The sequence below is a fragment of the Brassicibacter mesophilus genome (assembly GCF_050433385.1).
GTDB classification, from domain to species: Bacteria; Bacillota; Clostridia; order Tissierellales; family Proteiniboraceae; genus Brassicibacter; species Brassicibacter mesophilus.
In genome coordinates, this window is record NZ_JBNPXI010000023.1 from 33809 (window position 1) to 59428 (window position 25620).

Here is a 25620-nt window from a genome sequence, read left to right on the forward strand (position 1 = left end):
GTGATTCACTTTTGCGAAGATAAATATATATATTTATTTCTTTGGGTTGTTTAGATTATAAAGGGCTGAATAGAATTATAATTCTGTGATTGTAGTAAGAAATGAGTAAACAGTATTCATTAAATAGAGCTGCATTTTTCTATAAAGTCATATAAAGAGAACAAGTTGCTTAAAATAGCTAAACTGATATATAATAGGGTAGCATCAAAGTCAGCTGACCTGTCCTAGTTTATTTGAGTAGTTTTTTAAAATTTGAAAAGGTGGTTATGACTCTCTAGTGCAAATTAAATATATATCTTTTCGAAAACAAATGTACGCGATAAAGTATAAAAATATTGTAATCGCCTAATATTTTTGATATAATTAAATTGTGATATTGTTAGAGGAGGTACTGTATGTCAAGCTTATGTTATAAAAAATTGTGGAAACTTCTTATTGATCGTAATATGAAAAAATGTGACTTGCGTAAATTAGCGGATATTAGTCAGTCAACAATGGCTAAATTATCTAAAGGTCAGAATGTTACTACTGAAACGCTGGTAAGAATTTGTATAGCATTAGATTGTGAACTCAACGATATTGCAGATGTTATACGATAATAAATTTTTCAGGAGGATAAAATGGACTTAATTAAAAATGGTTCAATTAGATTATATAATGATGATGCGCTGTCTTTATATTCTACATGGGATTCGCCTACAGTTATCATATCAGATGGCCCTTATGGCATAAAAGGCTTTCCAGGAGACTTAGTATCTACAGATGGACTAGGGGAATGGTATGAACCACATATAATTCAATGGTCAAAATATTCCACTCCGCAAACAACTTTATGGCTATGGAATACAGAGCTAGGCTGGGCTAATATACATCCATTTCTGGTTAAACATGGTTGGGAATATAAGGCTTGTTGTATATGGGACAAAGGGATGAGTCATGTTGCTGGGAATGTAAATACAAAGACAATTAGTAAATTACCTGTTGTAACAGAGGTATGTGTACAGTATGTTCGAAAACCTGAGTTTTATATTAACAGTGAAGTTTATAGTATGAAAGAATGGCTTCGTTATGAATGGGGACGTACAGGATTACCATTTTCAAAAACTAATGAGGCATGTGGTGTAAAGGATGCGGCAACACGTAAATATTTTACAAAATGTCATTTATGGTATATGCCTCCTGCTGATGCGTTTGAGAAAATAGCAACATACGCAAATACATATGGAAAATCAGAGGGTAGACCATATTTTAGTGTAGATGGTGAACGTCCAATTTCAGGTGATGAATGGAAAAAGTACAGGGCTAAGTTCTATTGCCCAATGGGTTTAACCAATGTGTGGTCGGAATCTCAATTGAATGGTAAAGAACGCTTGAAGAAGGGCACAAAAGCTGTACATTATAATCAAAAACCGCTCAAATTAATCGAAACAACTATCACGATATCATCGGATGAAGGTGATGTTGTATGGGATCCATTTGGCGGCTTGTTTACTACAGCAATAGCTTGTTATCGTCATAATCGTCAATGTTTTACAGCTGAAATTCGCCCAGACATGTATAGTCAAGCTATCGAACATGTAACATCAGTTATTAATCAATCTGAGCAACTCTCTATCTAGAGTGTCATCTTGGCGAGATAGTATTCGTGACCATTGACGAATTGTATATCCTTTAAATTCTGTTTCGAGAACACGAGATTTGAACTCCTCAAGAGATGCATGTCCAATCCTGTCCATTTTAGCAAAATTAGTATCTAAGCGGTATGTAAAGTTGCCAAGCAAACCTTGTAACTTGACTTGATAGTCATGAGAAGTACTATAGGTACGACCATCTTCACCCCATGAATCTACTATTTGTTTCGCACGAGCAAAGTCAGCAGAATTACCTTGAAATTTATATCCATTTGTGTTTGTTTGTTGTAAATTGGATGTGCGATTACTTGTATCTTCTGGTTCAAATACTAAATAATCTGGTGGACGATGATAATGTGCATCACGAGCAGATGCAACACTTGATGCACTACCAACCCATGTATCAATAATTACAGGCTTTCCCCACAGTACATGTTCAGGAAGCCAAGCAATCATAGCCACATTAATCTGATCGTCTGCAAAATGTAATACACTATCTTTAAAGCGAGCTGTTATTTCTGTTGCAAAAGGGAACCACGTTTTGATTTCAATTCCTGGATTTGGGAGGATCAGATTGCTTTGAAAAATTGCATCTGGAAAACCGGGGTCTTGACGTTTCCATATACCTGTACCTTTCCAATCATATGTGTTTAGTAAATCTACTGTTGAAAACTCAATCATGTTACCTAAGAGTGGAGACAATTTTGAGACTACCTTTGACAATTGGCGAGCATAATCAAGTGTAGGTGGCTTTGCAATATCTATTACTGGCAGGAATTCGCCTTTTAGAGCAGTTATTTCATTACTAGCAATATTTAATACTTCAGTATAATTCATCTTTTAATACCTCCTTGAACGCTGATTTTCAATTGATATTTATATATTAATACACTTTCAAGAGTGTTTGTCACGAGTTATTTCCATAATATCTCCAACGTCACATTGTAGTGCATTACAAACTTTAACAAGGATATCGGTCTGCATATTTTCACCTCTAGTCATTTTAGCTACTGATGTGGCACTAATTTGTGCGGCAACCATCAAGTCTTTCTTTTTCATATCCTTATCTATTAATAGCTTCCAGAGCTTTTTATAACTAACGCCCATACGACTCACCTCTTTATATAAAGCATTCTATCAAAATAACTCGTAGAACACAATAATAAAGTGTGAGTTTTCATAATTAAAGAAAATAATTACCAATATAGTACTTAGAATGTTGGTGTTAGTTTTATATATAGCGCATTTTGTAAAATGTATTTTCATAGGTCAATTTTGTAAGGTCTAATTGACATAAGATTTCAAGAAAGAGAGCTGCGGTAATTAATGTGGCTTTCTTTTTTTGCTTTTTTCTAAAACATAACATACAACAGACTAGTTGATAAACCCAAAGAAGCATTGACAATTTCCGCTAAGACATTGGCACGCTGCAATGACTAGTTAGAAGTTTTATTAAAACATGGCATTTTGTGTAAGACATTGAGCCGCTTAAGGGCAATCATCCTTCGTTTACTTCATTATCTGTATTTAGATATTAAACCTAATGTAAGTGTAAACATCAAATCAAAATTTAGATGATTCATTTACAAAGGGGGATTTTTAAATGTGTAGGATATTGAGGGTTGGTAGAAAGCAGGTCAAGGAAACAGGGTTTAGCAGGATAATAAAAGTAAGCTACTGCTACAACCAAAGAAGTGAAGGAAATGAGCTCACTGACTTAGTAGGCATTAATACTAAGGATGGAGGTGCTCATTGATGGCAGAAAAGAAGTTGATTATAGGGGCAACCGAAACTACAGAGGTTATTTATATTGGTTCAAATCTTAAGGCCAAAGGTGGTAAGAGGGAAAAGCAGGGTTATAGTTTAGGCGATAAGACTTCTGAATTCACTTACGATAAAGATGGCCATCAAGTTCACGAAAAAGAAATTATTGTAGGTAAATATCATGTTAAGAATTATAAGCAACGAAATAAAAATAGACGCAACATTGTTAAAGAACTCATAGAGAATAATTTTCAAATAAGAAAATGTATGATGATAACTCTTACATTTGCCAATGTAGTAAGAGGTCACCTAGAGAGCACTGGTTTAAGAAGTGAAGAAAATAAATTATTCCAGGAGATTTATCAAAACTTGGAAATAGTAGAAGACAATTTCTTAAAAACAATGAACGATATTTTTACACCAGAGAATGTAATACAAAACAAAGAAAAATTAAACGAAGTAACCTATGACAATAAATATGATGATCTAAAAACCTGCAACAAAGAGTTTAAAAAATTTATACAGAAAATGAACTACAGATATGAAAATTTTAAATATGTTGCAGTTATGGATAAGCAGGAAAATGGCAATTGGCATTACCATATTATATGTAATCTTAACTATATAGAATTTAATGAACTTAAAGGAATTTGGAACTTAGGTGGAGTGTTTATAGGTAAAATTAAAAGCAAAAATCAGCTACATAAAGTAACGAACTATCTTAAGAAAAATATGGTGAATGCAAGATTATATTTGAAAAGTGAAAAGGGTTATCTGGCTTCAAAGGGGTTAAAAAGAAATATTGTCCTCCGTTCATGGGCACCAAATGAACAAACAGAATTCCAAGAACAAGCACAATACCTCGATGAAATAAAGAAAGAAGTTGAATATAGCAAAAAACGCATTTCTGAACATAATTATTCTACATGGGAAACGTGTGATGGCTATCCTATAGAAATAAATCGCAATTGTATATTTAAATACTATACCTATCCAATTGAATCTAAAGAAAACTTTACACTTATGGATACTGCCATAAGAAAACATGGTCGATAGCATAGTAGCTTCTTTATTTATCAATAATGATGTGAATTAGACGAAAGAATCTTTTTAAAAAAATAAGAAATATGAGAGAACCCAAATACCAAAGCCGCAGCTTGGGCGGCACGATGTAAACTGAAGGGTAAAAAAGAGGTCTGCTATATAAAAAGCACCTCTTTTCCCCCTAAATGATATGACATTCTATAAATTGATACAAGCCAGCCCCCAAGCGTAGTTCACAATAACCAAAAACCAATAAAGATTGGAGGGAATGCCATGATCATTCTGCCAGAGATATCAATAATTTTAGACATTGATAGCAGGCTGACAGAGACACCAGCCATGTGGTCGCTTGCATTGGCATTAAATTGCACTCTTGGATATTGCACAAGGGAAGATAATAAAAAAGTGTTACATGCTATTTATAATGATCAATCAGCAATCATGCCAGAGAATGGTGCAGCAATGATTTTGCAAGCAGTCACTAATCACGAAACTATTATTCTGACGGGCAAGGCTGTAAAAGAAGGCTCGAAGATAACTATATTGACACAGCTTAGATTTGATGTTTTTTTCTTCTCAGTCTTACAAAGCAATTTGTTACAGTCACTGCCGGTGGTAACAGATGATTCTTTGCAGCATGACTTAAGATTATTAAAAAGGATAAAAAATCCAAGTGTTGCTACGCAAAAGTTATTTCATGGCATGTTATTAGAGATGAGAGGTGAAATGAATGATACATATTGATATGACCAAAACAAATTTGACAGATAAGCAAGCGGCAGAGTTTATGCTGGATATATTAGAACTATCTAGAAAGGAAGAATTGGTGGTTAATGACATTCGATTTAAAAGCAGAACAGCGCAAGTAAAAGAAATGATTCGCGTTGAAAAAGGAAGAGAAGTTTTTTTAAATGCTTTGGAAGAGCTAGTTGAAATTGCTGTTCGGCTTAAAAGTTCTTCCAGTATGGCTTCTAATGCTCAAATTGCTAAGCTCCGAGAAGAGGGGGAGGCATTAAAGAGTTTAGCGGTCAGTATGGAAAATGCACAAAATGAAGATTGTAAGGATAATTGCTGCATTCTGATAACTGGTTATGAAAGCAAATAAGCATTTTTCTGTCCCCTACCCTGTTCATTCAAAAGGAAATACATGCAATATGGGCGAGTTCTGCCATATATCAACTGAATAATTATAAAGATAGGTTTTAGTTAGATAAAATTTAGTTAACTAACTAAATTTTAATTTAATATGAGTGTAAAAATGGGAATGTAAGGTGAGAAAATTGGTGTTTGAAGAAAAATATTTGCTAGAATAGAAAAATATATGTGAAAGGGTGAGATAGAGAGATGACAGAAAAGAAAATTTCCATAGAAAACATTGAGAAAAAAATAAATGAGCTGCTTGCTAATCAGGAATTATTGCTGAAGCATTTGCAATTGCAATCGGGCAGAAAATTAAAAGGTTATAGCCTTAGAGAGCAGGTAAAATACTTAACGGAACAAGGCTATTCTATACGAGAAATAAGTTCTATGCTCAAATGCTCAACTACTACAGTGTCAACCAAAAGAGCAGAGATTAAGGTAATAGATAGTTTAGAAGTGCAATAAGTAGCGTTATGTTGTAATTATCTGGATTATGCCAACATAGCTAAAATCTGAAATATCGAGAATTATTGCTCTGAAATTATAAAAGGGTGTTAAATAGTACAACGCTCTAAAAGGTGTTCCAAAATTCCAATATAGTTTTATTGAAACGGTTTTTGTGCCATATGAGTATATTGGCGGTTTGCTCTATTAAGGTATAGTCATATGGACAGGGTGACTTTTTGAGTTTTGGTGCTTTAATAATACTTGTTATATGGAGGAATTGGCTATGAAGGTAGGATATATTCGTGTATCAACCACAGAACAAAATACGGAACGGCAAAAAGCAATTATGGAAGGTCTTGGGGTAGAAAAATTATATACTGATATGCTGTCAGGGAAAAATACGGACAGGCCACAGCTTAACGCACTGCTGGACTTTGTTCGTGAGGGTGATACCGTAGTGGTTGAAAGTTATTCAAGGCTGGCACGTTCCACAAAGGATTTACTGGACTTGGTAGAAAAGCTGGATCAGAAAAAAGTGCAGTTTATCAGCCAAAAAGAAAATATTGACACATCAACACCACAGGGGCGATTGATGTTTACTATGTTTGCAGGACTGGCACAGTTTGAGCGTGAATGTCTCTTGCAAAGGCAGCGTGAAGGCATTGAAATAGCGAAGCAACAAGGTAAATACAAAGGCAGACCTAAAAAATCATTAGATAACTTCCTGGAGCTATATGCTTCTGTAAAAAATAAAGAAATAAGCATATCTAAGGCAAGCAAGCTATTAGGTGTATCACGCTCAACCTTTTACAGGAAAATGAAGGAGCATGAGGATAGCAGTGAGATTGATTTTGGATAACCTCTCCCCCTTCTGCCCTAGAGAAATCCTTGGTATACAGTATGGGAAAATTGAATAACAGGAACTACTTGTCTACATTATGTTAAAATTCAAGTCGATTGTGAGTATTTAATTGGTTTCTAGAATCAGTAAAAAGCAATGTAATAAAAAAGTATATCAATATTAATTTTCCATATAGTACAGTTTGGATTAATTGGTGTTACAGTGAAATGAAAAGGACTTATATTTAAAATAGTAAATTTCTAAAGTTTATCGGGATTAAGAAAATGGAGGTTAAAGGCATGAATTATATGAAGTACTACGAAAATTATAATTTTGATGATATGTCACAAGAGGACTTAGTGCAAGAGATATTGCGATTAAATTTGTTTTTAGATGAAATGCAAAAAAACATTGATAAGCTTGAAAAGGTAAACGATACATTAATGAAAAAACACCCTGCATTTAAGGAAAATATAAATGCTGATGACATTATGGATAAACTGGTGGCTGGCGATAGTCTTACTAAAATAGGTAAATACTATGGTTGTGATAAAAAGACTATTAAAAACCGCCTATATCGGGAGCAATATACAGATAGAGATATTGCCAAACTAAGGCAAGGAATTGATGTGCGCAAAGAGGATTGGTTTAATAATGGATATTAACCGATAGACGGTAGTATAAAGATATATACATAGGAAGAAAATGTTCGGGGAAAACAGATTCACTGGGGTAACAATTGAAAGATTGATAGAACAGAGTAGCCATAAAATTCAAGCATGCTGGGTTTTATGGCTCATCTTCTTTCTGTTCCCTAAATAGATATAAATCAACCAACAAACAAAACTAGTGGAAGACATAATTGCTTATTTAACCAAATAAATTTCTTACTGCATTAGTGGAAATATATGTTATAATAAACACTAACGGATTATTCTGACAATAACGGGAAGTTATATAAATTATCATAAAATATATAAAAAGTAAGGAGGAGGTTATTATGGGAGGAAAAGAAGCGTCCCGAGGATTCTTATATCAAGCCTTTGCTTCAGTTCTTGAAGCTTTGTACAAAGAGAGCTGGGATAAAATTTATATAGAGATGCACTCTGCTAACGATAAGGTTGATATTGCATTAGAAGAAGACGGAAAAATTATTAGAAGTATTCAAGTTAAATCGACAGTAAATACTTTCAGCAAAGAATCTGTGAAAAAGTGGTTACAGGATCTTATCAAAGATGATGTAGGTACGATAGAATTTGAGCTTTTTTTAATAGGACAATGCGATGATGAGGCTATTACATTTATAAATTCTATGGACAAACTTCAAAGTGACAAATTGGATGGTAAAGCGAGAACATCACTAAAAGGATTTGATACAAGTATTATTAAAGGTAAAATAATAAAGTTTACATGTCTTCCATTTAATGTTAACGTATTGGAAAAGATTGTTAGGGATTCTTTGCATCAATACATTTCATATAGCAATCGGACTATGACATTTGATCAAATAAGTTTCATCGCTTCGGCTACTGTAAACGATCAGATGATTTCTTCAACACACGGAAATGGTATTGATAGAAAAGTATTTGACGAAGAATTAGAAAAGCGCATTTTTCTAGTCGCAGATAAATATACACCTAAAAGGGTATCAATCGGGGTAAAAAGTTTTTTTCGTGGCACAGAGCAATTGGAAAATGAAACTCAGAGTTGCTTATCGCTCATTGATAAATTTGATGGTCGCAATTTAAAATATGGTTATGACTGGAATATAGATATTTATAAAGAATTGGATGGATTCCTGATTTCCAACACATGTAATAAACAAGCGTATCAAATATTTTTAGAGACTCACTCATCTATAGCTTTTGCCTCAGGAAGATTATTTGATAGTAAGTCGGGAGTTAATATTTTTCCAATACAAAGATCATCAACTAATGGTACTATATTATGGGATGTAAAACTATCATCTAATGAAAGTTACCCTAACTGGGATATTTCTCACGAAGGATTTAATGAAGGTCAGTATGATTCTGCATTAATATTAAATGTTACACGAAATATATATGATGACGTAATACACTATATAAAAGAAAATAATTTGTCAATTGGGCGTGTTATTAAATGTACGCCAAATATAAACGGTGCTACAAACTTCTCGATTAAAGACGGAACGCATGCAACTGTTTTAGCTAATTCAGTTTATAGCGCTATCGCACGAAGAAGCACGGCTGAACGGCGTGCAACATTACATATTTTTGCTGCTGCACCAAATGCATTTATGTTTTTCTTAGGACAGAATTCAAGAGGATTTGGTAAGTGTATTTTGTACGAATATGATTTTGACCAGCGAGACTCGTGTTCGTATTTACCATCAATAGATTTTACAAATTAAAGGAGGATTATTATGTCTACTGTACCATCATATTTTAAAGATTTTTTATCCAACATCCGCTTAACAGACAATCAGGTGAGGGATTTGAAGACAGGACATACAACATTAAGGAAGAGATTAGAGGAAGATGAAACATTATCTGAAATAATAGTTAGCACCTTTCTACAAGGTAGTTACAGAAGATCAACAGCTGTGAAGCCTAAAAATGGGAACAAGTCGGATGTAGATGTTATTGTTGTAACTAAATTAGATTCTGAGGAGTATACACCGGAAGAAGCTTTGAATATGTTTATTCCTTTTTTAGATAAGTATTATAAAGATAAATATAGAATTCAGGGTAGGTCAATCGGCATAAGTTTAAGTTATGTTGATTTAGATATTGTGCCAACCTCGGCACCTAGCGAGAGTGAAACAGGCATACTCCAAGATAACGCTATAATTTCCGAGTATACTATTGAAGACTTTCAGCAAAAGTCACTTATGAAGTCATTTGACAAAAACTTATTTGAAAGTGTTTATAACATATTTTGTGAATCGGACAGTGAACCTCAATGGAAATCCGAGCCGCTTTTAATTCCTGATCGTGAAGCCGAAAAATGGGATGAGACACATCCGCTTGAGCAAATTCGCTGGACGGTTGAAAAAAACAAGAATTGTAATTCTCACTATATAAACGTTGTTAAAGCATTAAAATGGTGGCGCAAAACCCAGTACCCAGATGTAAAGCACCCAAAGAGTTATCCTTTGGAACATTTGATTGGAGATTGTTGTCCAGATGGCATTAATAGTGTGGCCGAAGGCATAGTGCTAACACTTGAAAAAATTGTTGCTGAACACCCTACCAAACCATTTTTAGCTGATAGGGGTGTCCCGGAACATGATGTTTTTGAAAGGATAACAGATGATGAATATTCTGATTTTTACGATACTGTTTGTGATGCTGCAATAGTATCACGAGAAGCTTTTGATTGTACTGAATTATACGACAGCGTTTGTAAATGGAGAGAATTATTGGGAAGCGAATTTCCTCCTGCTCCAGAGCCTTCAAAAACCAATTCTACAACGGGTTTTACTGCTCGTACTGAAAAGTCAACCGCTATTCCAGAAGGAAGATTTGCATAAATGGAAGAAAAACAAGTTCTTGATATTTTAAATCGTGCTCGAAGAGCTTTGGACTCTTTATCACAGGTTGAAATACTAGATGATTGGCAATTTGAAAACGAATTAAAGGTTTGGTTTTTGCACTTAGGCATATCGATTGAATATGAGACCTCCTATTTTCCACAAAGGTCACAGTGGTATATCGTTGTTGAATCTAAGTATCCAAAGGGAAGAATTAAAGTATATCCTGATGTAGAAAACAGTATAAAAGTGACTTTATATCATCAATCTAACAACTCCAAAATTGAAAAAAATGGGCTGTGGAGAAAAGGGGCATTATGTCTAGAAGTAAATACATTATCCAATTTCCAATCAGAACCATATAGTGTTGATGAACGCTTGCTATATCATGTAAAAAGGGCAATTGGCTGGCTCGAGTTAGCAGCAAAAGGCATATTAGTTTCAGATAACGAGCCATTTGAGTTACCTGAATTTACCTTGAGCAATATATTGGAATTACAATTTGCTTTTTCGGAAGATGTGGTTACTTATATGCAATGGGAAAGTACCGACTGTCGGTATGGAATAGCAGAGTTAGATGTGTATAAAAGTAAACCATTTGTATACTATGTTAAGGCGTTTAAGTCATTAAACAACAATATCGAACATTATACACAATGGGGTAAGCATCTTTCTAAAAAGACTATATTCCCTCCGATTAAAGCTCCATGGATACTTTTGAAACAACTTCCAGTGATTAACGAATGGCAAGCACCAGAAACATTTGGCGATTTATTAGATGCGTGCAGCAAACAGGATATTGATATCATTGGTATTCTGCAAAAACTTGTATCAGAAGTCCGAGATGGGAAGCGGCACTTGCTATTACTTGGCTTTCCTATTCCTAAAGCTTTCGGAGGGGAAACTGAGATTATTTCTTGGCAGGCACTTTATTTGCCTGTTGTATCATATGGTAAAAAGACAGCAAAAGGATTTAGAACAAATGAACATGGGTGGTGGATGCGCGACAAATGTGAAGTGTTTACTAAAAACACCAAATTGGAGTGGATTGTTTCGGAAAATTGGAACCAACAAGAAATATCGCAAAGAGGAAAAATGGATGATTTATTACAGCGAAAAAGTATATTGCTTATTGGGGCAGGTTGTATTGGCGCATCAATAGCAGAAATTCTTATTAGGGCAGGTATATATAATCTTACTGTTTCTGATTCGGATATATTTGAAATTGGAAATTTATCTCGTCATACTTTAAACCTAAATAATATTGGGGAACTTAAAGAATTATCATTATATAATCATCTTAATATGCTAAACCCACATGCCAATGTTGAAGTGATTAATAATAAACTTGATATGGACGATAACCTCAATATTAATATTGAATTGGATAAATACGACATAATCATTGACTGTACTGGCACAAATAGTGTGCTTGAAATTTTTCAAAAAAATAAATTTAAAAAAAAGTGCATTTTGGCTTCGGTATCTGTAGGTTTGGGAGCAAAACATTTATATATATCCATTATGCATGGTACATCTTTCAATTTTGATGCTTTCAATGAATTAATTTACCCGTATATTCAAGAGGAAAAGGAGTTATATGATAACTATAATTTGCCAAGGAACGGGATTGGTTGTTGGCACCCTACTTTCCCTGGGCGAAGTGATGATATTTGGCTTGCAGCGTCAACTTCAGTAAAGGCAATCGAAAGTTATATTTTGAGTAAATCAGAGAAGACACTGTCCCTTATTTATGAGCAAAAAAATGAACATGGAATATTTGAAGGTTATCTGTTGGTGAATAGAAATGAAAATGAGTGATTTGTTTTTTCAGGACAAAAATCAATTATATAGTATCAATCTAAATAAAAATGCATATGAGAAGATGCTTAAATATTGTACTAAATCAAATCCTTATGAAACAGGTGGTATTCTACTTGGTAATTATTCAGCAGATCAATCAACGGCAAATATTTTACAAGCTACTCCACCACCTAAGAATTCTAAACATTTAAAATGCAATTTTTGCAGAGGCACTGATGGATTACAGAAAGTCTTAGACTCGGCATGGATTCAAGGTCAATATTATATTGGAGAATGGCATTACCATCCCAATTCATTACCTATACCTAGTAGTACGGATATAAACCAAATGATAAGTCTAGCAAAGGATAAAAAACTAATGTGTCCAGAACCAATATTGATTATTATTGGTGAGCGTAATCTTAATTGGAGTGTTCATGCTAGTATCTTTACAAATTGTGGTTATACCATCCTCCATAAAAAATAAAATTTAAAATTTGAATTGCGCATGGAAAATTTATAACAGCCTAAAATCCAAGAGTAACGGATTAAAGGCTGTTTTTTATATTTAAAAAATATTTTTTAATTTCTAGGCTATAAGCAAGGCAATAAAATCAGCTCTCTAAAAACTAAAAGCATAGCCCCAAACATTTTAAAATAGATGTCTAAACCTTCCTTTAAGGTTAAATTTGGAGGGGTTGAATTCCTACAGAATCGGCGTTATTGTGGTTTTAGGAGGTGTTTCAAATAAATGGAAGTAGAAAACAAGAAAGTTACTAAACAAAGCAAAAAACCAAAAGAATCTGCGATAAAAGATGCTGAAAACCTTGTTACCAAAGAGGAATTCTCAAGTTTAAGCGGCAGGTTAGATTCTATACTTGAAAGATTTGATGGTATAGCCACTGAACTGAGAATGACCAATCATATTTGCAGGATTCTAATTGAATTGGTTGGTGGAGTAGGCCCGGGCAGAAAGAATCTAACTAATCTTGAACTTGTTAAACTTCGCAATGAAGGTGTCAAGGTCAAGGATTTAGCGAGAATGCAGGGAATTAGCCAATGTGCCATGGGCAGAAAATTAAAAGAATTAAGAGAGGCAGGTGTGTTACATGATCGAGAAGCAGAAAACGATTGAAGTAGCAATCAAAAATATGCTCAATAGCCATATTAAGAACTATAGTAAAGATTTAATTCTATGTGCGGAAATATTAAATCAGATTACAGAGAAAGGATTCGTGTTTGATTATACAAGGTTTAGCCTGGATGATCAAAAGCTGGCAAGTGATATAGCATATCAAATATTTCAGATGGACGAGATGGTAAACAGTGTAATCAAAAATGAACGAAATAATCGAAGCTATGCAGACGAATACGAACATATTGGAGAATTATACTGTGGCGATGATGAGGCTGACCAGCCAGAGAAAGAAAATGAGCCAAAGTTTGAATTTGACGACATTGGAGACTTCTTCCCCATCACGGATAATTGTGAAAGTTTATCTGAGGTTTTAAGCTGCATGGAGATACCTCATATTATTTTTGACGGCATTGGGTACTGTTTTAACGGTAATTATTATTCCATTGTTGATTCTGGAATTGAACGGATGGTGCTTAAGGTTACCAGAATTCAAGAAAGCAATATAGACCCTCTTTGTTTGGAGATTCTTAAAAATCAGATGTAATTTCATGGTGTAAAAGTGAAAAATGAATTTTACCCATATAGAGATTGTTAGAAATAGGCGTAACTAATGTCCAGAACTAACCCAAGGGGGTTCCAGAGGGTTATAGTGTATATCTAAGGGTTAGTTATGGATTTGGTGATCAAAATTGACCCAGAGCAAACCAAGGGGTTTTAAATGTGCTGAATGGAAATGAAAAAATCTATACAGGAGATATGTTTATAAATGAAGGTGGTTTATGTAGAACCAAATAAAATAGCAGAAATCAGGGAGATAGGTTCGGGGCTTGAAGCCATGCAAGCAGCCGTAGACGGTTATATCGAAGCGCTTTATCCATTTGCAGACCCTGTAGCAATTGTATGTAATGAAGAAGGTAAAATAAACGGATTAGAATTAAACAGAGGGCTGGCAGATAATAAAGGCGATTTATATGAAGTTATAGCTGGTACTTTCTTTATCTGTTTAGCAAAGTCTGATAGCGAAGATTTTGAAAGTCTTACAGATGAGTTAGCCAGCAAGTATTTGGAAATCTTCAAATATCCTGAAGTGTTTATGATGTCCAATGGGAAATTGATATCTATAAAGTGGGATAATGAGGAATGAAAAGATACCCAGTGGGTAAGGAATGCTGGTCATTATTTAAAAAATAGGTTTATGTGGTCTGAAAACTCGAAGTAAAAACAGGCGGTCAGTTATCGTATTAAAGATAGCTCCGCCTGTTTTTTTGATTTTATTAGAGAATCCCACTTAACTAGTTGATATTTTGGCATTACTTGTTATGTGTTTTGTTATGCTAGTTGGTTTTCGAATATGCTTGTCAAATGCTTTTTCACAACATCATAAAGATGGGACAAACGTATGTGAAAAAGCCCTTATCATTGGGAGTTTGGTGCTTAAACTATCGTCACGTCATCTTTTCATTACATAGCGTAAATCAAATTTAAGGAGAGATACGCTATGCAATTATTGGAAGGAACTGTTTTAAGAAAAACAAGTAATAATGGAAAAGCCCTAAGCAATATATTTAGTAATACCAGTAGTTTTAGGGGGGAAGGGGTGATGGTCAATAAACAAGTGCAAAAAATAGTAATTCATTTGGTAGAGCCACCTGAATCTGATACATCTATCCCTGATAAAATAAACGAATTACATGTTGATATTATAAGGAGAAGGCTCGATCAAAACAATTTAACAGCGGAACAGAAAATCATCATAATAGACCAGATTATTAAGAATCTGAAATCAAGAGAAACGGCAGATATCATTACATAAATTCCTGAAAAGCTTCCATATATGATATGGAGGCTTTGCTTTTTTTTGCTCCCATGACCTTAAGGTGAATTGATTTACACCCAATAATTCTGCTAATTCGACTTGTTTTATACCATGTTCTATGCGATATAGTTTTAGCATTTCTGCATAATCACTGTAATCATTGATATTTAAGGTTGTTTTAATAGTTTCTTTTAATGTGTCAGCTGTAAGGAATAATTTTGTTGCTCTTTGTGTGGTTGTGGAAATCTTCCGTTACATGGGACAAAGTTATTTGTAATCATAGCTATAAGTCTTTCTCTAGGGGAGTCAATTATTCTACACGCAATTATTCCTGCTGCGTTACATCCAAATCCCATACTCATAGTTAAGGCTTGCTTACCGTGAGTACCAGCTTTTCTAAAAGCGTTATCTAGATTAAAAGCAACTCTTGGCAAATACCCTAAGTCTTCAAGCAATGTGAACAATGGGAAGAAAATTGCCATTGGAGGCAGCATTACAGATACAACCCATGCAAGGGTTCTGTACATCCCTAAAATCAGTATGCCATGAAGCCAATCAGGTGCGCCTAAATATATAAACAAGTCGGTAAGCTTCTGCTCAAAACTAAATAATAAATCAGCCAGCATAGCAGAAGGATAGTTTGCTCCAGTTATTGTAATCCAAAATATTAATCCTAATAGTAGAAGCATAATGGGATATCCAGTAATTTTAGATGTTAATATATCATCTAATTTTTTATCCCAGTTGATTTTTCTTTTGTCGTTGATAGTTACAACATCTTTAGCAATAGACTCTGCTTTCTCGTATATAGTTGCAACAATGTTATCCCCAAAATTCTTGTTATCTTTTGTTTTATCAGATATTATCACATCAATACTATCTAAAGACTTCTGTAATGAATCCTGCATTCTCTACACCTCGGCTTCCACAATGTTACTCATTGATATAAAATTCTTGATTGACTCTAATATAGCTTTATCTCCATCTATTAGTCTTAAAGCGATCCATCTTGCATTAAATCCAGAATTAATAAAGTCTGGAAGTACTCTCTTAATCTCTTTAATAGCAGCCTCTATTTCATCATTATATATGACTTTATAAGGATTTACTTTAAGATTTCCTTCTACTATCATGTCTATTGTTTCTTTAAGCTGTTCTACACCGATTCCGTCTCTGGCTACCATTGGAATAACAGGAACGCTAAGCTGTTCTTGTAACTTATCTATGTTTATACTAATTCCTTTACGTTTTGCCTCATCTAGAAGATTTAAACACACTATTACATTATCTGTTATCTCCATAACCTGTATTACTAGATTAAGATTTCTTTCAAGACATGTTGAGTCAGTTATAACAATAGTTATCCTAGGGTTTCCAAAACATATAAAGTCCCTAGCTACCTCTTCTTCAGCTGAGTTAGCTAGTATAGAATATGTTCCAGGTAAATCAACTAATAAGTATTCCTTATCCTTATGCTTAAAAACTCCTTGAGCATTTGTTACAGTTTTTCCAGGCCAGTTTCCAGTATGCTGGTTTAGGCCTGTAAGATAATTAAATAGTGTGCTTTTTCCTGTGTTTGGATTTCCTGCAAGAGCAATAACTATTTGTTCTTCATCTTTAGTTGATATGTTAAATTTATCCTTGAGTAAAGATAATCCGCTTGATTGACCAGTGAGCCCCATTGAATTCCTCCTTTATTTCGCATGTGATTGATTACTGAGATACAGGATGCAAGTATAATTTTTTACTTACATCCTGTATATTGTGTATAAAATCTATAATGGTCTAACTACAATATTTTGAGCTTCTTCTTTTCTCAGCGCAATTATGGCACCTCTTATATTGAAAGCAATAGGGTTACCTGAAGGGCTAATTCTTTCAGCAGAGACTAAAGAATTAGGTATTAATCCTAGATCTAGTAATCTTCTTCTTGGTAATCCACTATTTAAAAGAAGCTTAACTCTAGCAGTCTTACCAACTGGCAAGTTGTTAAGCAATATGTTTTCTTTTTCAAGCTGCTCAAATGTAATAGAAGTATTACAAATATCCATATTCATTCCTCCTGTAGATTTTAAATAATGTTAGCTTAGGCTAATGATTATAATAAAAAAATATCAATAGCATTTATTATTTAATAGAAAGTTAGCTTTGGCTAATTGTGATAATAAAAAAATAAACTTATTTGAATATTAAGTCCATATAGTTATTTTTTTTGGGGTACTTATACTGTCATTATATTTTTTATGAAAAGTAAGTGTTACAAATAAAAAACAAAACATTATTATATTTTAACTTACATTTTATTTGAAAAAAGGCATTGAAGCTTGAAAATATATAATACATTAAAGTCTTAATACCAAGACATTTAAACAATAAGAAAGAAGAGAAGACATTTATTTAATATAGATAGGAATGAATGTAGTGGCTGTTTTATTAAAAAATGTTGCATTTTATATAAAAAGAATATAATATATAAATATATTTAGTATACGAAATATTAGTATACTAAATTATGACATGCTATCAAAGAATATCAAGATAAAATAAAGGGAGGAATTACTTGTGTTATTAATTCTAGCAATAATCGCAATTATATTAGCATTAATATGCTATACATTTGGCGTATGGGGAGAAAAATTGTCTGGAAGACTAGATAAAACTAATCTAGCGTTTTTTTGGATTGGACTCGTATTTGATACTTCAGGAACTACAATGATGTCTATACTAAGTGACAAACTTGAGTTTAATGTACATGGAGTTACTGGATTATTAGCAATACTGTTAATGCTGTTTCATGCTGTATGGGCTACAATTGTTTTTGCAAAGAAGGATGAAAAATTAATGGTGAAATTTCATACATTTAGCTTAGTAGTTTGGGCAATTTGGCTCATACCTTTTATTACGGGTATAGTAATGAATATGATTTAATTATATAAAAATGGAAAAAACTAGTTTTTTCCATTTTTATATTTTGATAATATCATTTATTTTCAGGATGTGCTTTAAATCAATGTAATGTAATCAATGTCTATACAAAATATCCGATTTTAAAGAAAGAGAACCGATGCTAGTTTGATCATATGCATTATATGGAAGTTAATGTTACAATATAGATATTCTATAAATTAATACACACTTATAGAATAAAAAAATGATTTATAATTTGTGAGGTGAATATTTTTGAGGAAAGCAAGAATATCAGAAGTAACAGCATACTTCAATTCTGATATAAGGTATGTTTGGGATGTAGTTACCAATAATAGTGATTGTAAGTGGCGTAGTGATATTGAAAGAATCGAGATTCTTAATGATGGGAAAGAATTTATTGAATACACTCATAGTGGAAATGCCACAAAATTTATCATTACCAAAAAAAATGAGTATAGTGAATATGAATTTAGCATGGGAAATAAAATGTTCAATGGTTTTTGGACTGGATATTTTTCAGAAACAGAAACAGGCGGAACGAAAGTAATTTTTAAAGAAAATATCTTTATAAAGAACCCTGTCATTAAGATTTTGTCTTATTTTCTCATGGATTTAAAGAAAATGCAGAACATCTATATTTCAGACTTAAAAAAGAAATTAGGTGAACAATAATGACAAAAAATGAAATAATAGAATACCTAAATAAGATTAGTTCTGATAAATTCAAAAATAATGTAATCAAGATGGGAATTCCAAAAGAAAATAGTATAGGTGTATCTACAGGAGATATTAGAAAACTTGCAAAAAAACTTAGAGTCTCTCAAACGCTATCTAATGAATTATGGGAAACAGGATACCACGAGGCAAAATTACTTTCAGTCTTAATTGCTGATATAAACATGATTAATTTTACTTATATTGATAAAATTATGAAAGATGTTGCATCATGGGATTTGTGTGACCATATATGTAAAAATCTAATTGTAAATATACCAAACTACGAACAACTTATTTTTGAATGGTGTAATGATAGCAGAATATATTATAAAAGAGCCTCATATTGTTTGATAGCAACTATAGTAATACATAATAAAAATCTTGCTGCAGAAGAAATTGATAAATATTTAGATTTAATCAAAACTTATTCTGATGATGATAGACCTCATGTTAGAAAAGCAGTCAGTTGGGCATTAAGAGAAATTGGAAAAAAGGATTTTCAATGCCAAGATAAAGCAATTATTTTAGCCCATGAATTCTGTGAGAGTTCAAGTAAAAATATAGTTTGGATAGGCAAAAACGCTTTAAAAGAATTAGAAACTTTAGTTTCTGTTGAACAGCGTGGCCGATTAATAACATCAAACTCTAAAATGGGCAAACAAAACTAGAATATGGGTATAATTTATAGTCTCAAAATTGATATATATTTTCAAAAATACGAGTTAAGGGAAGTCAAAATGACTCCCTTAAAACTGATAAGTTACTAATACTGTTCTAAAACATAGCTCTTTAAAAGAATCAAACTATATTTATAATATATACTGTAACCATTACTAGATATATCAATGGCAATATGAATATATAATTTTTATAAAGCTTCTTCACATTTACCTCAAAATACTCAAGAGTTAAAACCTGACACAGATGTAATGGAGAAATATAGTAAAACATAAATGCAGATGTGTATATGAACATAGCATATAATAGCTTAGTATCATAGTCTGGAGCTAAAGGCAGTATCATTGGGAACAGTATTGCTATCCCTGGCTGAGTTGAAGCTAGTGGAAATGAAATCATTGCACAAGCAATAAATATTAACAACTCTATTGGCATTCCTTTGTCTAGCATTGCATTGAGTTGTACAAATATTTGATCTATGTCATTTACCACATTCTTATATACCATTATACCTAAAATTGCTATAACCATAGCTGGTTTTATTCCTTTATACATGGTTTTAAATACATTTTCTTCAACTTTATATTTGTTATCATGTCTTATATCATATTGATTGATAAGAATGCTTATAGTGATACCAAATAGTAAGGAAATATAAAAAGGTAATTTTAAAAGTACTACACCTAACAAACTTACTACTATAGGGGAAGAATACAGAAGAAATTCAGCTATTGACTTAAGATACTGTTTAAATCCAATTTTTTCAGCCTTTTGTTCACTATATCCTCTAACGAAAAAGATATATCCTAATATATACATAGCTAGAGCAATAGGAAGCTGAAGCTTAACAAAATCCCAGATGTTAAATCCACCTATTTCAGACGCCAGCATTATTGTAGGAGCTAAAGGAAAAATGAAGTATAGAGCATGTCTAAATATCAGGTTAATAGTAGCTCTTTTATGATTCGGTATACCTAGCTTATCTCCTAGAACTTGTACTACAGGGCAAGACATCAGTGCGCCCCCTGTAACTAGTAATGTCCCAATTATAGCAGGAGCAATCAGTATAGTAAGCTTAGCACTTCTAAGCATTTTTTCCAGAGAATTTATCATTCTGTCTAAGATTAAGTACTTTTCCATTAGATGACCTAGTATGGTTATTAAGGCTATTATAGCTGCTAGAGATATGGTTGTTGGATCAGTTAGTGTTTTAAGTAAAGTTGCGAATACATACTTTATACCTTTTCCATTTAGTAGAGCAAGTATTATTGCGCCAGTAATAAGAGAATATCCTATGTTTATTTTCTTATTAACTAAAAAAAGTGTAATTGCTATCGAAAGTATTAAAGATATAAATATCATTTTGTCCCCCTTTGATCTGTATTAGATTAATCTAATATAATATATCATAAAAATCAGTATAGCAAAACACCTAAACATGTGATAATTTTGCTAGGAGTAAATATTGCAGCACTACAATTTATTTACACGTATAACTTACCAATATTTAGAGGATTTAAGTAATTTAAGTAGAAGAATATATTGTTCAAAAATTTTTATGGGTATGTGATAGAGATATGGAAGAAGTGGCAAGATCTATGTAAGAACTAAATCTGATGATTAATGACTTGTCTAAAGCCATAGAGATTTTTAAGCTTTAGTGAGGTTTTAATGAGAAAGACAGGACTTTTAGTCCTGCCTTTCTGTGTATTATTCTACTTCTACAATCCATCCCTCTGGAGCTTCTACATCTCCAAACTGTATACCATAAAGAGTATTGTAAAGCTTTTTAGTTATAGGACCTACTTCTGTTTCACTATGAAAAACATGAAGCGTGCCTTTATATTCTATACCACCTATAGGAGTTATTACAGCAGCAGTTCCACAAGCACCTGCTTCTTTGAATTCATCTAAATTGTCTATGAGAACGTCTCTTTCTTCTGCTCCCAATCCTAAATATTCTTTTGCTACATGTAATAGTGAATACTTAGTTATACTAGGAAGAATAGATGGAGAAAAAGGAGTAACGAACTTATTGTCTTTAGTAATTCCGAAGAAATTAGCTGCTCCGACTTCTTCAATCTTTGTATGAGTTGCTGGGTCAAGATATATACAATCTGCAAAACCTTTTTTTACTGCTTGTTCATGAGCAAGAAGACTGCCGGCATAGTTTCCTCCAACTTTTGCTGCACCAGTTCCGTAAGGCGCTGCTCTATCATATTCTGAAACAGTGAAGTTTACTGGAGCCATTCCCCCTTTAAAATAAGGGCCAACTGGCACACAAAATACACAGAATAAGTACTCTGGAGCTGGTTTTACTCCAAGATTATCTCCAACACCTATCATGAAAGGTCGTAAGTAAAGTGTAGCTCCAGTTCCATATGGAGGAACATAAGCTTCATTTGCTTTAACAACTTGAATACATGCGTCTATAAACTTGTCCTCAGGTATTTCAGGCATTAATATACGATTACAGCTTTTATTCATACGTTTAGCGTTTTGATCAGGTCTGAAAAGCTGGATATTTCCATCTTTTCTACGATAAGCTTTTAGTCCTTCAAAGCATTGCTGTCCATAGTGAAGGGCAGTCGAAGCTTCGCTTATAGAAAGATTATTATCTTCTACTAGCTTACCTTCATCCCATTTACCATCTTTCCACTTTGAAACATAGCGAAAGTCGGTCTTCATATAGCTAAATCCCAGTTTGCGCCAATCGATGTTTACAGTTTGACTCATATAATCTCCTCCTATTTTAAAGATTCTTAATTTTTAGTGAATAAAAGATACACATTAAGAATTGTGTGAATATAGAAATGTAAGCTTATATTGTATGTATATTACTATACATAACAAAAGATATACTATTTATATAATTATATCATAAAAATATACTTATGTACTATGACGGTAAAACCGTCTAGTATTGACTCAATTATAGAACGCTAGCAAACTTAATAAATGCAGTCAAAAGTTTAATTAAATTTAACTATACATTGACGAATAAAATTAGTTATTATATAATATGCTTACAAAGTTAAATCAAATTAAACTAAATGGAGAATGGGGGAGAAAAATGAGCAAAATATCAAAAACTGTTAATTGGGAAGAAGCTATAAACGAGTCAGAAGTAGTCAATATTGGTGGTGTAGCTCAATACATACTTATACGAGGGAACAACAAGAATAATCCAATAATCCTTTTTTTACATGGGGGACCAGGTATCCCTTATAGTACAAATGCATCTGAATTTCAAAGAAAGATAGAAGAGCATTTTGTAGTTGTAAACTGGGATCAAAGAGGAACTGGAAAGTCATATAATCGTGATATACCTAAAGACTCAATGAACTTAGAACAGTTTATTTCAGATACTAATGAGGTTGTTGATTATATTTTAAATAAATTTAATAGAGATAAGTTATATTTAGCAGCGCAGTCATTTGGGAGCGTACTAGGAATTATGACAGTGAATAGGTATCCAGAAAAATTTTATGCTTATATTGGAATAGGTCAAGTAGTTGATATTAAAGAAAATGAAAGAGTATCATATGAATTTTTACTAAATGAAGTAAAGAAACAAAAACATACTACCGCAATTAAAGATTTAGAAGAAATAGGGCATCCACCGTATAAAAATTTTTTAAGGGACATGTCAAAACAAAGAAGATGGTTAAATGAATTTGGTTACGTTGAGAGAAATTGTAACATATTTAGAAGTTTCAAAGAAAAATGTAGTGAAGAAGAGATTGAAAGGATTATGGAAGGTAGTGAATTTACTGCAAAGAATTTATTAACTGAAATAATTGAAAAGGAAATTAGTTTTTTTGAAAGTATAAAAGAAATAAAAGTTCCTGTATATTTTTGTATGGGTAGATATGATTATACATCACCTTCAATAATAGTAGAAAAGTACAGTGAACAATTAAAGGCACCTAAAAAAGAAAGCATCTGGTTTGAAAATTCAGCTCATTTTCCTGATTACGAAGAATCAGATAAATTTTCTGATGTACTACTAAAAATTCTAGAAGAAACTTATAAATAGAGAGCGTGTAAACGCTTTTTTTGACTAATATAATTTTTAATACTTAAATAATCTTCTACGATGAAATGTACCATAAATTAGCTTATAGCCGTGTTTATTCTATTTAAAAGGAAGTCCTTTAAGATCATCCTCCATATCATTTGCCATTTTTAGATATTTAAATGCAGTTTCAAACTCTTTAAGCTTATGATATATTTCACTTATGCTTTTGTACGCAAAAACGTGATAAATAGAATTTTGGAAAACTTCTAGCTTTGCAATACCAATATGCATTTCCTTTAAAGCCTCATTATATTTTCCTAATTTAAATAATGTAAGACCATGATATATTTTAGCTGACCACATAAAAAGATAGTCATGTTTAAGAAGTTTATCGTAATTATAATTCATCTTCTCAAGTAATGTCAGAGCATTTTCATAATCTTCTAAAAGATATAATGCCTTAGCTTTTGCCATAGTGTAAAATATTTTTAAATCTTTTCTAAGCATGTTGTCTTCAATACTATTTAAGTATTCAATTGCCTTTTGAGGATTATTAATATGAATTTCAAATTCTGCATAGTTTATATGAATTATAGACATACTTAATTTATCTTCTGTAAAAAGTGCAAATTGTTCAGCTTTATGAATATTATATTTAAACTCATCATAGTTTCTTGAAATTAAATTTATTGAAGCTAACGTTTGATATAATGAATCAGATTTATAGTATATTTTTTTTTCGTTAGAAAATGATATAGCCTTTTTTAGCATTAATACAGTATTATTAAAATCTCCTAATCCAGAGTATACTAGGGCTTTTATAAACATTAATTTTATCTCAAATAAATAGTCTTTAGTTATAGATAAGTTATATACATCAGTTGCCTTGTCTAAAATATCTAAGCATGGCATATAGTTAAAGTCACTCATATATCTGTTAATCTTCTCAATATATGCAATTGCAGCATCTGAATATAGCTGATTTTTTTCATATATATTTACAGCCTTGTCAATTACTTTTTCGCTTTCATCAAATAAATTTAAATAAGCTAAACATTCTCCAAGTTTATAAAGAATATCACTATATAACTTATCATTTTGTTTAAAATTATATTTAGATAATAAAGCATACAATTCTTCCCTGGATTTTTCATATTTCAAACTATCAATTAGTGAGTTAATTTCTTTTACTTTTTCTCTAATTTCGTTTATAGGTAGTTCATTTTTAGGCAGACAATCATCTTCTAAAAAATAGGATACTGGTTTGTCTAATCTTTTAGCTATTAATTTAAGGTTTTTCATTGATGGAGTTGCAATGTTGTTTTCAATTTGGCTTAACATACTTTTGGTCATATCTTTTCCAGCCAATTCAGACTGTGTAATCTTAAGTTCTTTTCTTAACTCTTTTATTTTTTCGCCTATAGATTTAGACAATTAAAAAACCTCCAGAAGTTTAATTTGAATTAACATTAATTATATGTTTACCATTATATTATAGTAGAAACATATTGAATTAACAAGATAACTAAATATATGTAAATAAGTTTAAAATAATTAAACTTATTCTTAACAAGAAGAGAGTAGAATGTAAAGTTTAAAAATACCTTAAAAATACTATGATATCTTAATTAAATTGAAAGCCCTGTATTATTTAAAATACAAGGCTTTTAATAATTAGAGAGTGTTAGAATACTTCTTAACTAATAGACTTTTTTCTTGCTCATATGATCTTCAACTATACACAAAGTTTCTCCAAATCTTTGAAAGTGAACCACTTCTCTTTCTCTTAAGAATCTTAAGGTATCAGTAACACCAGGGTCATCACTTACATTAATTAGATATTCGTATGTTGCTCTAGCTTTTTGTTCAGCAGCCATATCCTCATGTAAATCTGCTATTGGATCTGCTTTAGATTGAATAAATGTAGCAGTCCATGCATATCCCCCAGCATTATGAGGGAAAGGACTCTTGCCATGGTTAACATAGTGAGCTTCAAAAGGTGTGCCTTTAATTTTTTCTATAGGAGCATCTTTTGTTAGCTTATATACTAATGTACCAATTATCTCCCAATGCGCTAATTCTTCAGTACCAATATCAGTTAAAATACCTTTAGCTTGAGTCGTTGGAATATGTTTCAA

General features: G+C 32.3%; 31 protein-coding genes. 21 read left to right on the top strand and 10 right to left on the bottom strand.

Going from position 1 to position 25620, the window contains the following annotated elements:
* The first annotated feature begins 395 nt into the window (after nucleotides 1-395).
* Nucleotides 396-599 carry a helix-turn-helix domain-containing protein gene (locus HNR33_RS18615; RefSeq protein WP_429086362.1) on the top strand — a complete coding sequence of 68 codons (204 nt, stop codon included), beginning with the start codon at nucleotides 396-398 and terminating at the stop codon, nucleotides 597-599.
* 21 nt (nucleotides 600-620) lie between these two features.
* Nucleotides 621-1619: a DNA methyltransferase gene (locus HNR33_RS18620; RefSeq protein ID WP_429086365.1), complete on the top strand. Its 999-nt coding sequence runs from the start codon at nucleotides 621-623 to the stop codon at nucleotides 1617-1619.
* Here the strand turns inward: HNR33_RS18620 and HNR33_RS18625 are convergent.
* Together HNR33_RS18625 and HNR33_RS18630 are read right to left on the bottom strand one after the other, a co-directional pair.
* Nucleotides 1584-2468 carry a hypothetical protein gene (locus HNR33_RS18625; protein WP_429086368.1) on the bottom strand — a complete coding sequence of 295 codons (885 nt, stop codon included), beginning with the start codon at nucleotides 2466-2468 and terminating at the stop codon, nucleotides 1584-1586. The genes HNR33_RS18620 and HNR33_RS18625 overlap by 36 nt on opposite strands.
* Before the next feature lie 57 nt (nucleotides 2469-2525).
* Entirely contained in the window at nucleotides 2526-2738 is a 213-nt protein-coding gene (locus HNR33_RS18630) for a helix-turn-helix domain-containing protein (RefSeq protein ID WP_429086371.1), read from the bottom strand.
* A 496-nt stretch (nucleotides 2739-3234) separates the two neighbouring features.
* Between HNR33_RS18630 and HNR33_RS18635 the strand changes: the two genes are divergently transcribed.
* The 15 genes from HNR33_RS18635 to HNR33_RS18705 all read left to right on the top strand — a co-directional run bounded on the left by HNR33_RS18635 (nucleotide 3235) and on the right by HNR33_RS18705 (nucleotide 15135).
* Nucleotides 3235-3387 carry a hypothetical protein gene (locus HNR33_RS18635; protein WP_429086374.1) on the top strand — a complete coding sequence of 51 codons (153 nt, stop codon included), beginning with the start codon at nucleotides 3235-3237 and terminating at the stop codon, nucleotides 3385-3387.
* Entirely contained in the window at nucleotides 3387-4451 is a 1065-nt protein-coding gene (locus HNR33_RS18640; protein ID WP_429086377.1) for a rolling circle replication-associated protein, read from the top strand. The genes HNR33_RS18635 and HNR33_RS18640 overlap by 1 nt, the downstream gene beginning before the upstream one ends.
* Before the next feature lie 261 nt (nucleotides 4452-4712).
* Nucleotides 4713-5183, top strand: a complete 471-nt coding sequence (locus HNR33_RS18645) for a hypothetical protein (protein ID WP_429086380.1) — start codon at nucleotides 4713-4715, stop codon at nucleotides 5181-5183.
* Entirely contained in the window at nucleotides 5170-5544 is a 375-nt protein-coding gene (locus HNR33_RS18650) for a hypothetical protein (RefSeq protein WP_429086382.1), read from the top strand. The genes HNR33_RS18645 and HNR33_RS18650 overlap by 14 nt, the downstream gene beginning before the upstream one ends.
* A gap of 239 nt (nucleotides 5545-5783) precedes the next feature.
* On the top strand, nucleotides 5784-6044 hold the full coding sequence (locus HNR33_RS18655; protein WP_429086384.1) for a hypothetical protein: 261 nt from the start codon (nucleotides 5784-5786) through the stop codon (nucleotides 6042-6044).
* Nucleotides 6045-6309: 265 nt separating this feature from the next.
* A complete protein-coding gene (locus tag HNR33_RS18660; RefSeq protein WP_429086386.1) occupies nucleotides 6310-6885 on the top strand; it encodes a recombinase family protein in 576 nt (191 codons plus the stop codon).
* 281 nt (nucleotides 6886-7166) lie between these two features.
* The gene (locus HNR33_RS18665; protein ID WP_429086389.1) at nucleotides 7167-7532 is read left to right on the top strand and encodes a hypothetical protein; all 366 of its coding nucleotides are present in this window, start codon (nucleotides 7167-7169) and stop codon (nucleotides 7530-7532) included.
* 335 nt (nucleotides 7533-7867) lie between these two features.
* Entirely contained in the window at nucleotides 7868-9259 is a 1392-nt protein-coding gene (locus tag HNR33_RS18670; protein ID WP_429086392.1) for an SAVED domain-containing protein, read from the top strand.
* 12 nt (nucleotides 9260-9271) lie between these two features.
* Nucleotides 9272-10381, top strand: a complete 1110-nt coding sequence (locus HNR33_RS18675; RefSeq protein WP_429086394.1) for an SMODS domain-containing nucleotidyltransferase — start codon at nucleotides 9272-9274, stop codon at nucleotides 10379-10381.
* A complete protein-coding gene (locus HNR33_RS18680; RefSeq protein ID WP_429086397.1) occupies nucleotides 10382-12202 on the top strand; it encodes a HesA/MoeB/ThiF family protein in 1821 nt (606 codons plus the stop codon).
* Complete coding sequence (locus HNR33_RS18685; RefSeq protein ID WP_429086400.1) at nucleotides 12189-12671, top strand: M67 family metallopeptidase; 483 nt, start codon at nucleotides 12189-12191, stop codon at nucleotides 12669-12671. Before HNR33_RS18680 ends, HNR33_RS18685 begins: the two co-directional genes overlap by 14 nt.
* A 264-nt stretch (nucleotides 12672-12935) precedes the next feature.
* Nucleotides 12936-13319: a hypothetical protein gene (locus HNR33_RS18690; RefSeq protein ID WP_429086403.1), complete on the top strand. Its 384-nt coding sequence runs from the start codon at nucleotides 12936-12938 to the stop codon at nucleotides 13317-13319.
* Complete coding sequence (locus HNR33_RS18695; protein WP_429086405.1) at nucleotides 13294-13866, top strand: hypothetical protein; 573 nt, start codon at nucleotides 13294-13296, stop codon at nucleotides 13864-13866. The genes HNR33_RS18690 and HNR33_RS18695 overlap by 26 nt, the downstream gene beginning before the upstream one ends.
* A 222-nt stretch (nucleotides 13867-14088) precedes the next feature.
* Nucleotides 14089-14466: a DUF3846 domain-containing protein gene (locus HNR33_RS18700; RefSeq protein WP_429086408.1), complete on the top strand. Its 378-nt coding sequence runs from the start codon at nucleotides 14089-14091 to the stop codon at nucleotides 14464-14466.
* Nucleotides 14467-14922: 456 nt separating this feature from the next.
* Nucleotides 14923-15135: a hypothetical protein gene (locus tag HNR33_RS18705; RefSeq protein WP_429086411.1), complete on the top strand. Its 213-nt coding sequence runs from the start codon at nucleotides 14923-14925 to the stop codon at nucleotides 15133-15135.
* Here HNR33_RS18705 and HNR33_RS18710 read toward each other — a convergent pair.
* The 4 genes from HNR33_RS18710 to HNR33_RS18725 form a co-directional block, all read right to left on the bottom strand.
* The gene (locus tag HNR33_RS18710; RefSeq protein WP_429086414.1) at nucleotides 15106-15276 is read right to left on the bottom strand and encodes a helix-turn-helix domain-containing protein; all 171 of its coding nucleotides are present in this window, start codon (nucleotides 15274-15276) and stop codon (nucleotides 15106-15108) included. The genes HNR33_RS18705 and HNR33_RS18710 overlap by 30 nt on opposite strands.
* 53 nt (nucleotides 15277-15329) lie before the next feature.
* On the bottom strand, nucleotides 15330-16046 hold the full coding sequence (locus HNR33_RS18715) for a nucleoside recognition domain-containing protein (RefSeq protein ID WP_429086416.1): 717 nt from the start codon (nucleotides 16044-16046) through the stop codon (nucleotides 15330-15332).
* Between the two features lie 3 nt (nucleotides 16047-16049).
* On the bottom strand, nucleotides 16050-16820 hold the full coding sequence (locus tag HNR33_RS18720) for a FeoB small GTPase domain-containing protein (RefSeq protein WP_429086419.1): 771 nt from the start codon (nucleotides 16818-16820) through the stop codon (nucleotides 16050-16052).
* 93 nt (nucleotides 16821-16913) lie between these two features.
* Nucleotides 16914-17189, bottom strand: coding sequence for a FeoA family protein (locus HNR33_RS18725; RefSeq protein ID WP_429086422.1), 276 nt, complete (start codon nucleotides 17187-17189; stop codon nucleotides 16914-16916).
* 511 nt (nucleotides 17190-17700) lie between these two features.
* Between HNR33_RS18725 and HNR33_RS18730 the strand changes: the two genes are divergently transcribed.
* From HNR33_RS18730 to HNR33_RS18740, 3 genes are all read left to right on the top strand, one after another.
* A complete protein-coding gene (locus HNR33_RS18730; protein ID WP_429086425.1) occupies nucleotides 17701-18066 on the top strand; it encodes an HsmA family protein in 366 nt (121 codons plus the stop codon).
* A 252-nt stretch (nucleotides 18067-18318) separates the two neighbouring features.
* On the top strand, nucleotides 18319-18738 hold the full coding sequence (locus HNR33_RS18735; RefSeq protein ID WP_429086428.1) for a hypothetical protein: 420 nt from the start codon (nucleotides 18319-18321) through the stop codon (nucleotides 18736-18738).
* Nucleotides 18738-19451, top strand: a complete 714-nt coding sequence (locus HNR33_RS18740) for a DNA alkylation repair protein (RefSeq protein ID WP_429086431.1) — start codon at nucleotides 18738-18740, stop codon at nucleotides 19449-19451. Before HNR33_RS18735 ends, HNR33_RS18740 begins: the two co-directional genes overlap by 1 nt.
* A gap of 130 nt (nucleotides 19452-19581) precedes the next feature.
* Here the strand turns inward: HNR33_RS18740 and HNR33_RS18745 are convergent, their stop codons facing one another.
* Together HNR33_RS18745 and HNR33_RS18750 are read right to left on the bottom strand one after the other, a co-directional pair.
* Nucleotides 19582-20823 (bottom strand): DUF401 family protein, encoded by a 1242-nt coding sequence (locus tag HNR33_RS18745; RefSeq protein WP_429086434.1) that lies wholly within the window; start codon nucleotides 20821-20823, stop codon nucleotides 19582-19584.
* A gap of 348 nt (nucleotides 20824-21171) precedes the next feature.
* Nucleotides 21172-22197, bottom strand: coding sequence for a branched-chain amino acid aminotransferase (locus HNR33_RS18750; protein ID WP_429086436.1), 1026 nt, complete (start codon nucleotides 22195-22197; stop codon nucleotides 21172-21174).
* A 337-nt stretch (nucleotides 22198-22534) separates the two neighbouring features.
* Between HNR33_RS18750 and HNR33_RS18755 the strand changes: the two genes are divergently transcribed.
* Nucleotides 22535-23500, top strand: coding sequence for an alpha/beta fold hydrolase (locus tag HNR33_RS18755; RefSeq protein ID WP_429086439.1), 966 nt, complete (start codon nucleotides 22535-22537; stop codon nucleotides 23498-23500).
* A gap of 99 nt (nucleotides 23501-23599) precedes the next feature.
* On the opposite strand, the gene HNR33_RS18760 is transcribed toward HNR33_RS18755, so the two are convergent.
* On the bottom strand, nucleotides 23600-24916 hold the full coding sequence (locus HNR33_RS18760; RefSeq protein ID WP_429086442.1) for a helix-turn-helix domain-containing protein: 1317 nt from the start codon (nucleotides 24914-24916) through the stop codon (nucleotides 23600-23602).
* A 266-nt stretch (nucleotides 24917-25182) separates the two neighbouring features.
* Complete coding sequence (locus tag HNR33_RS18765) at nucleotides 25183-25620, bottom strand: manganese catalase family protein (protein WP_429086445.1); 438 nt, start codon at nucleotides 25618-25620, stop codon at nucleotides 25183-25185.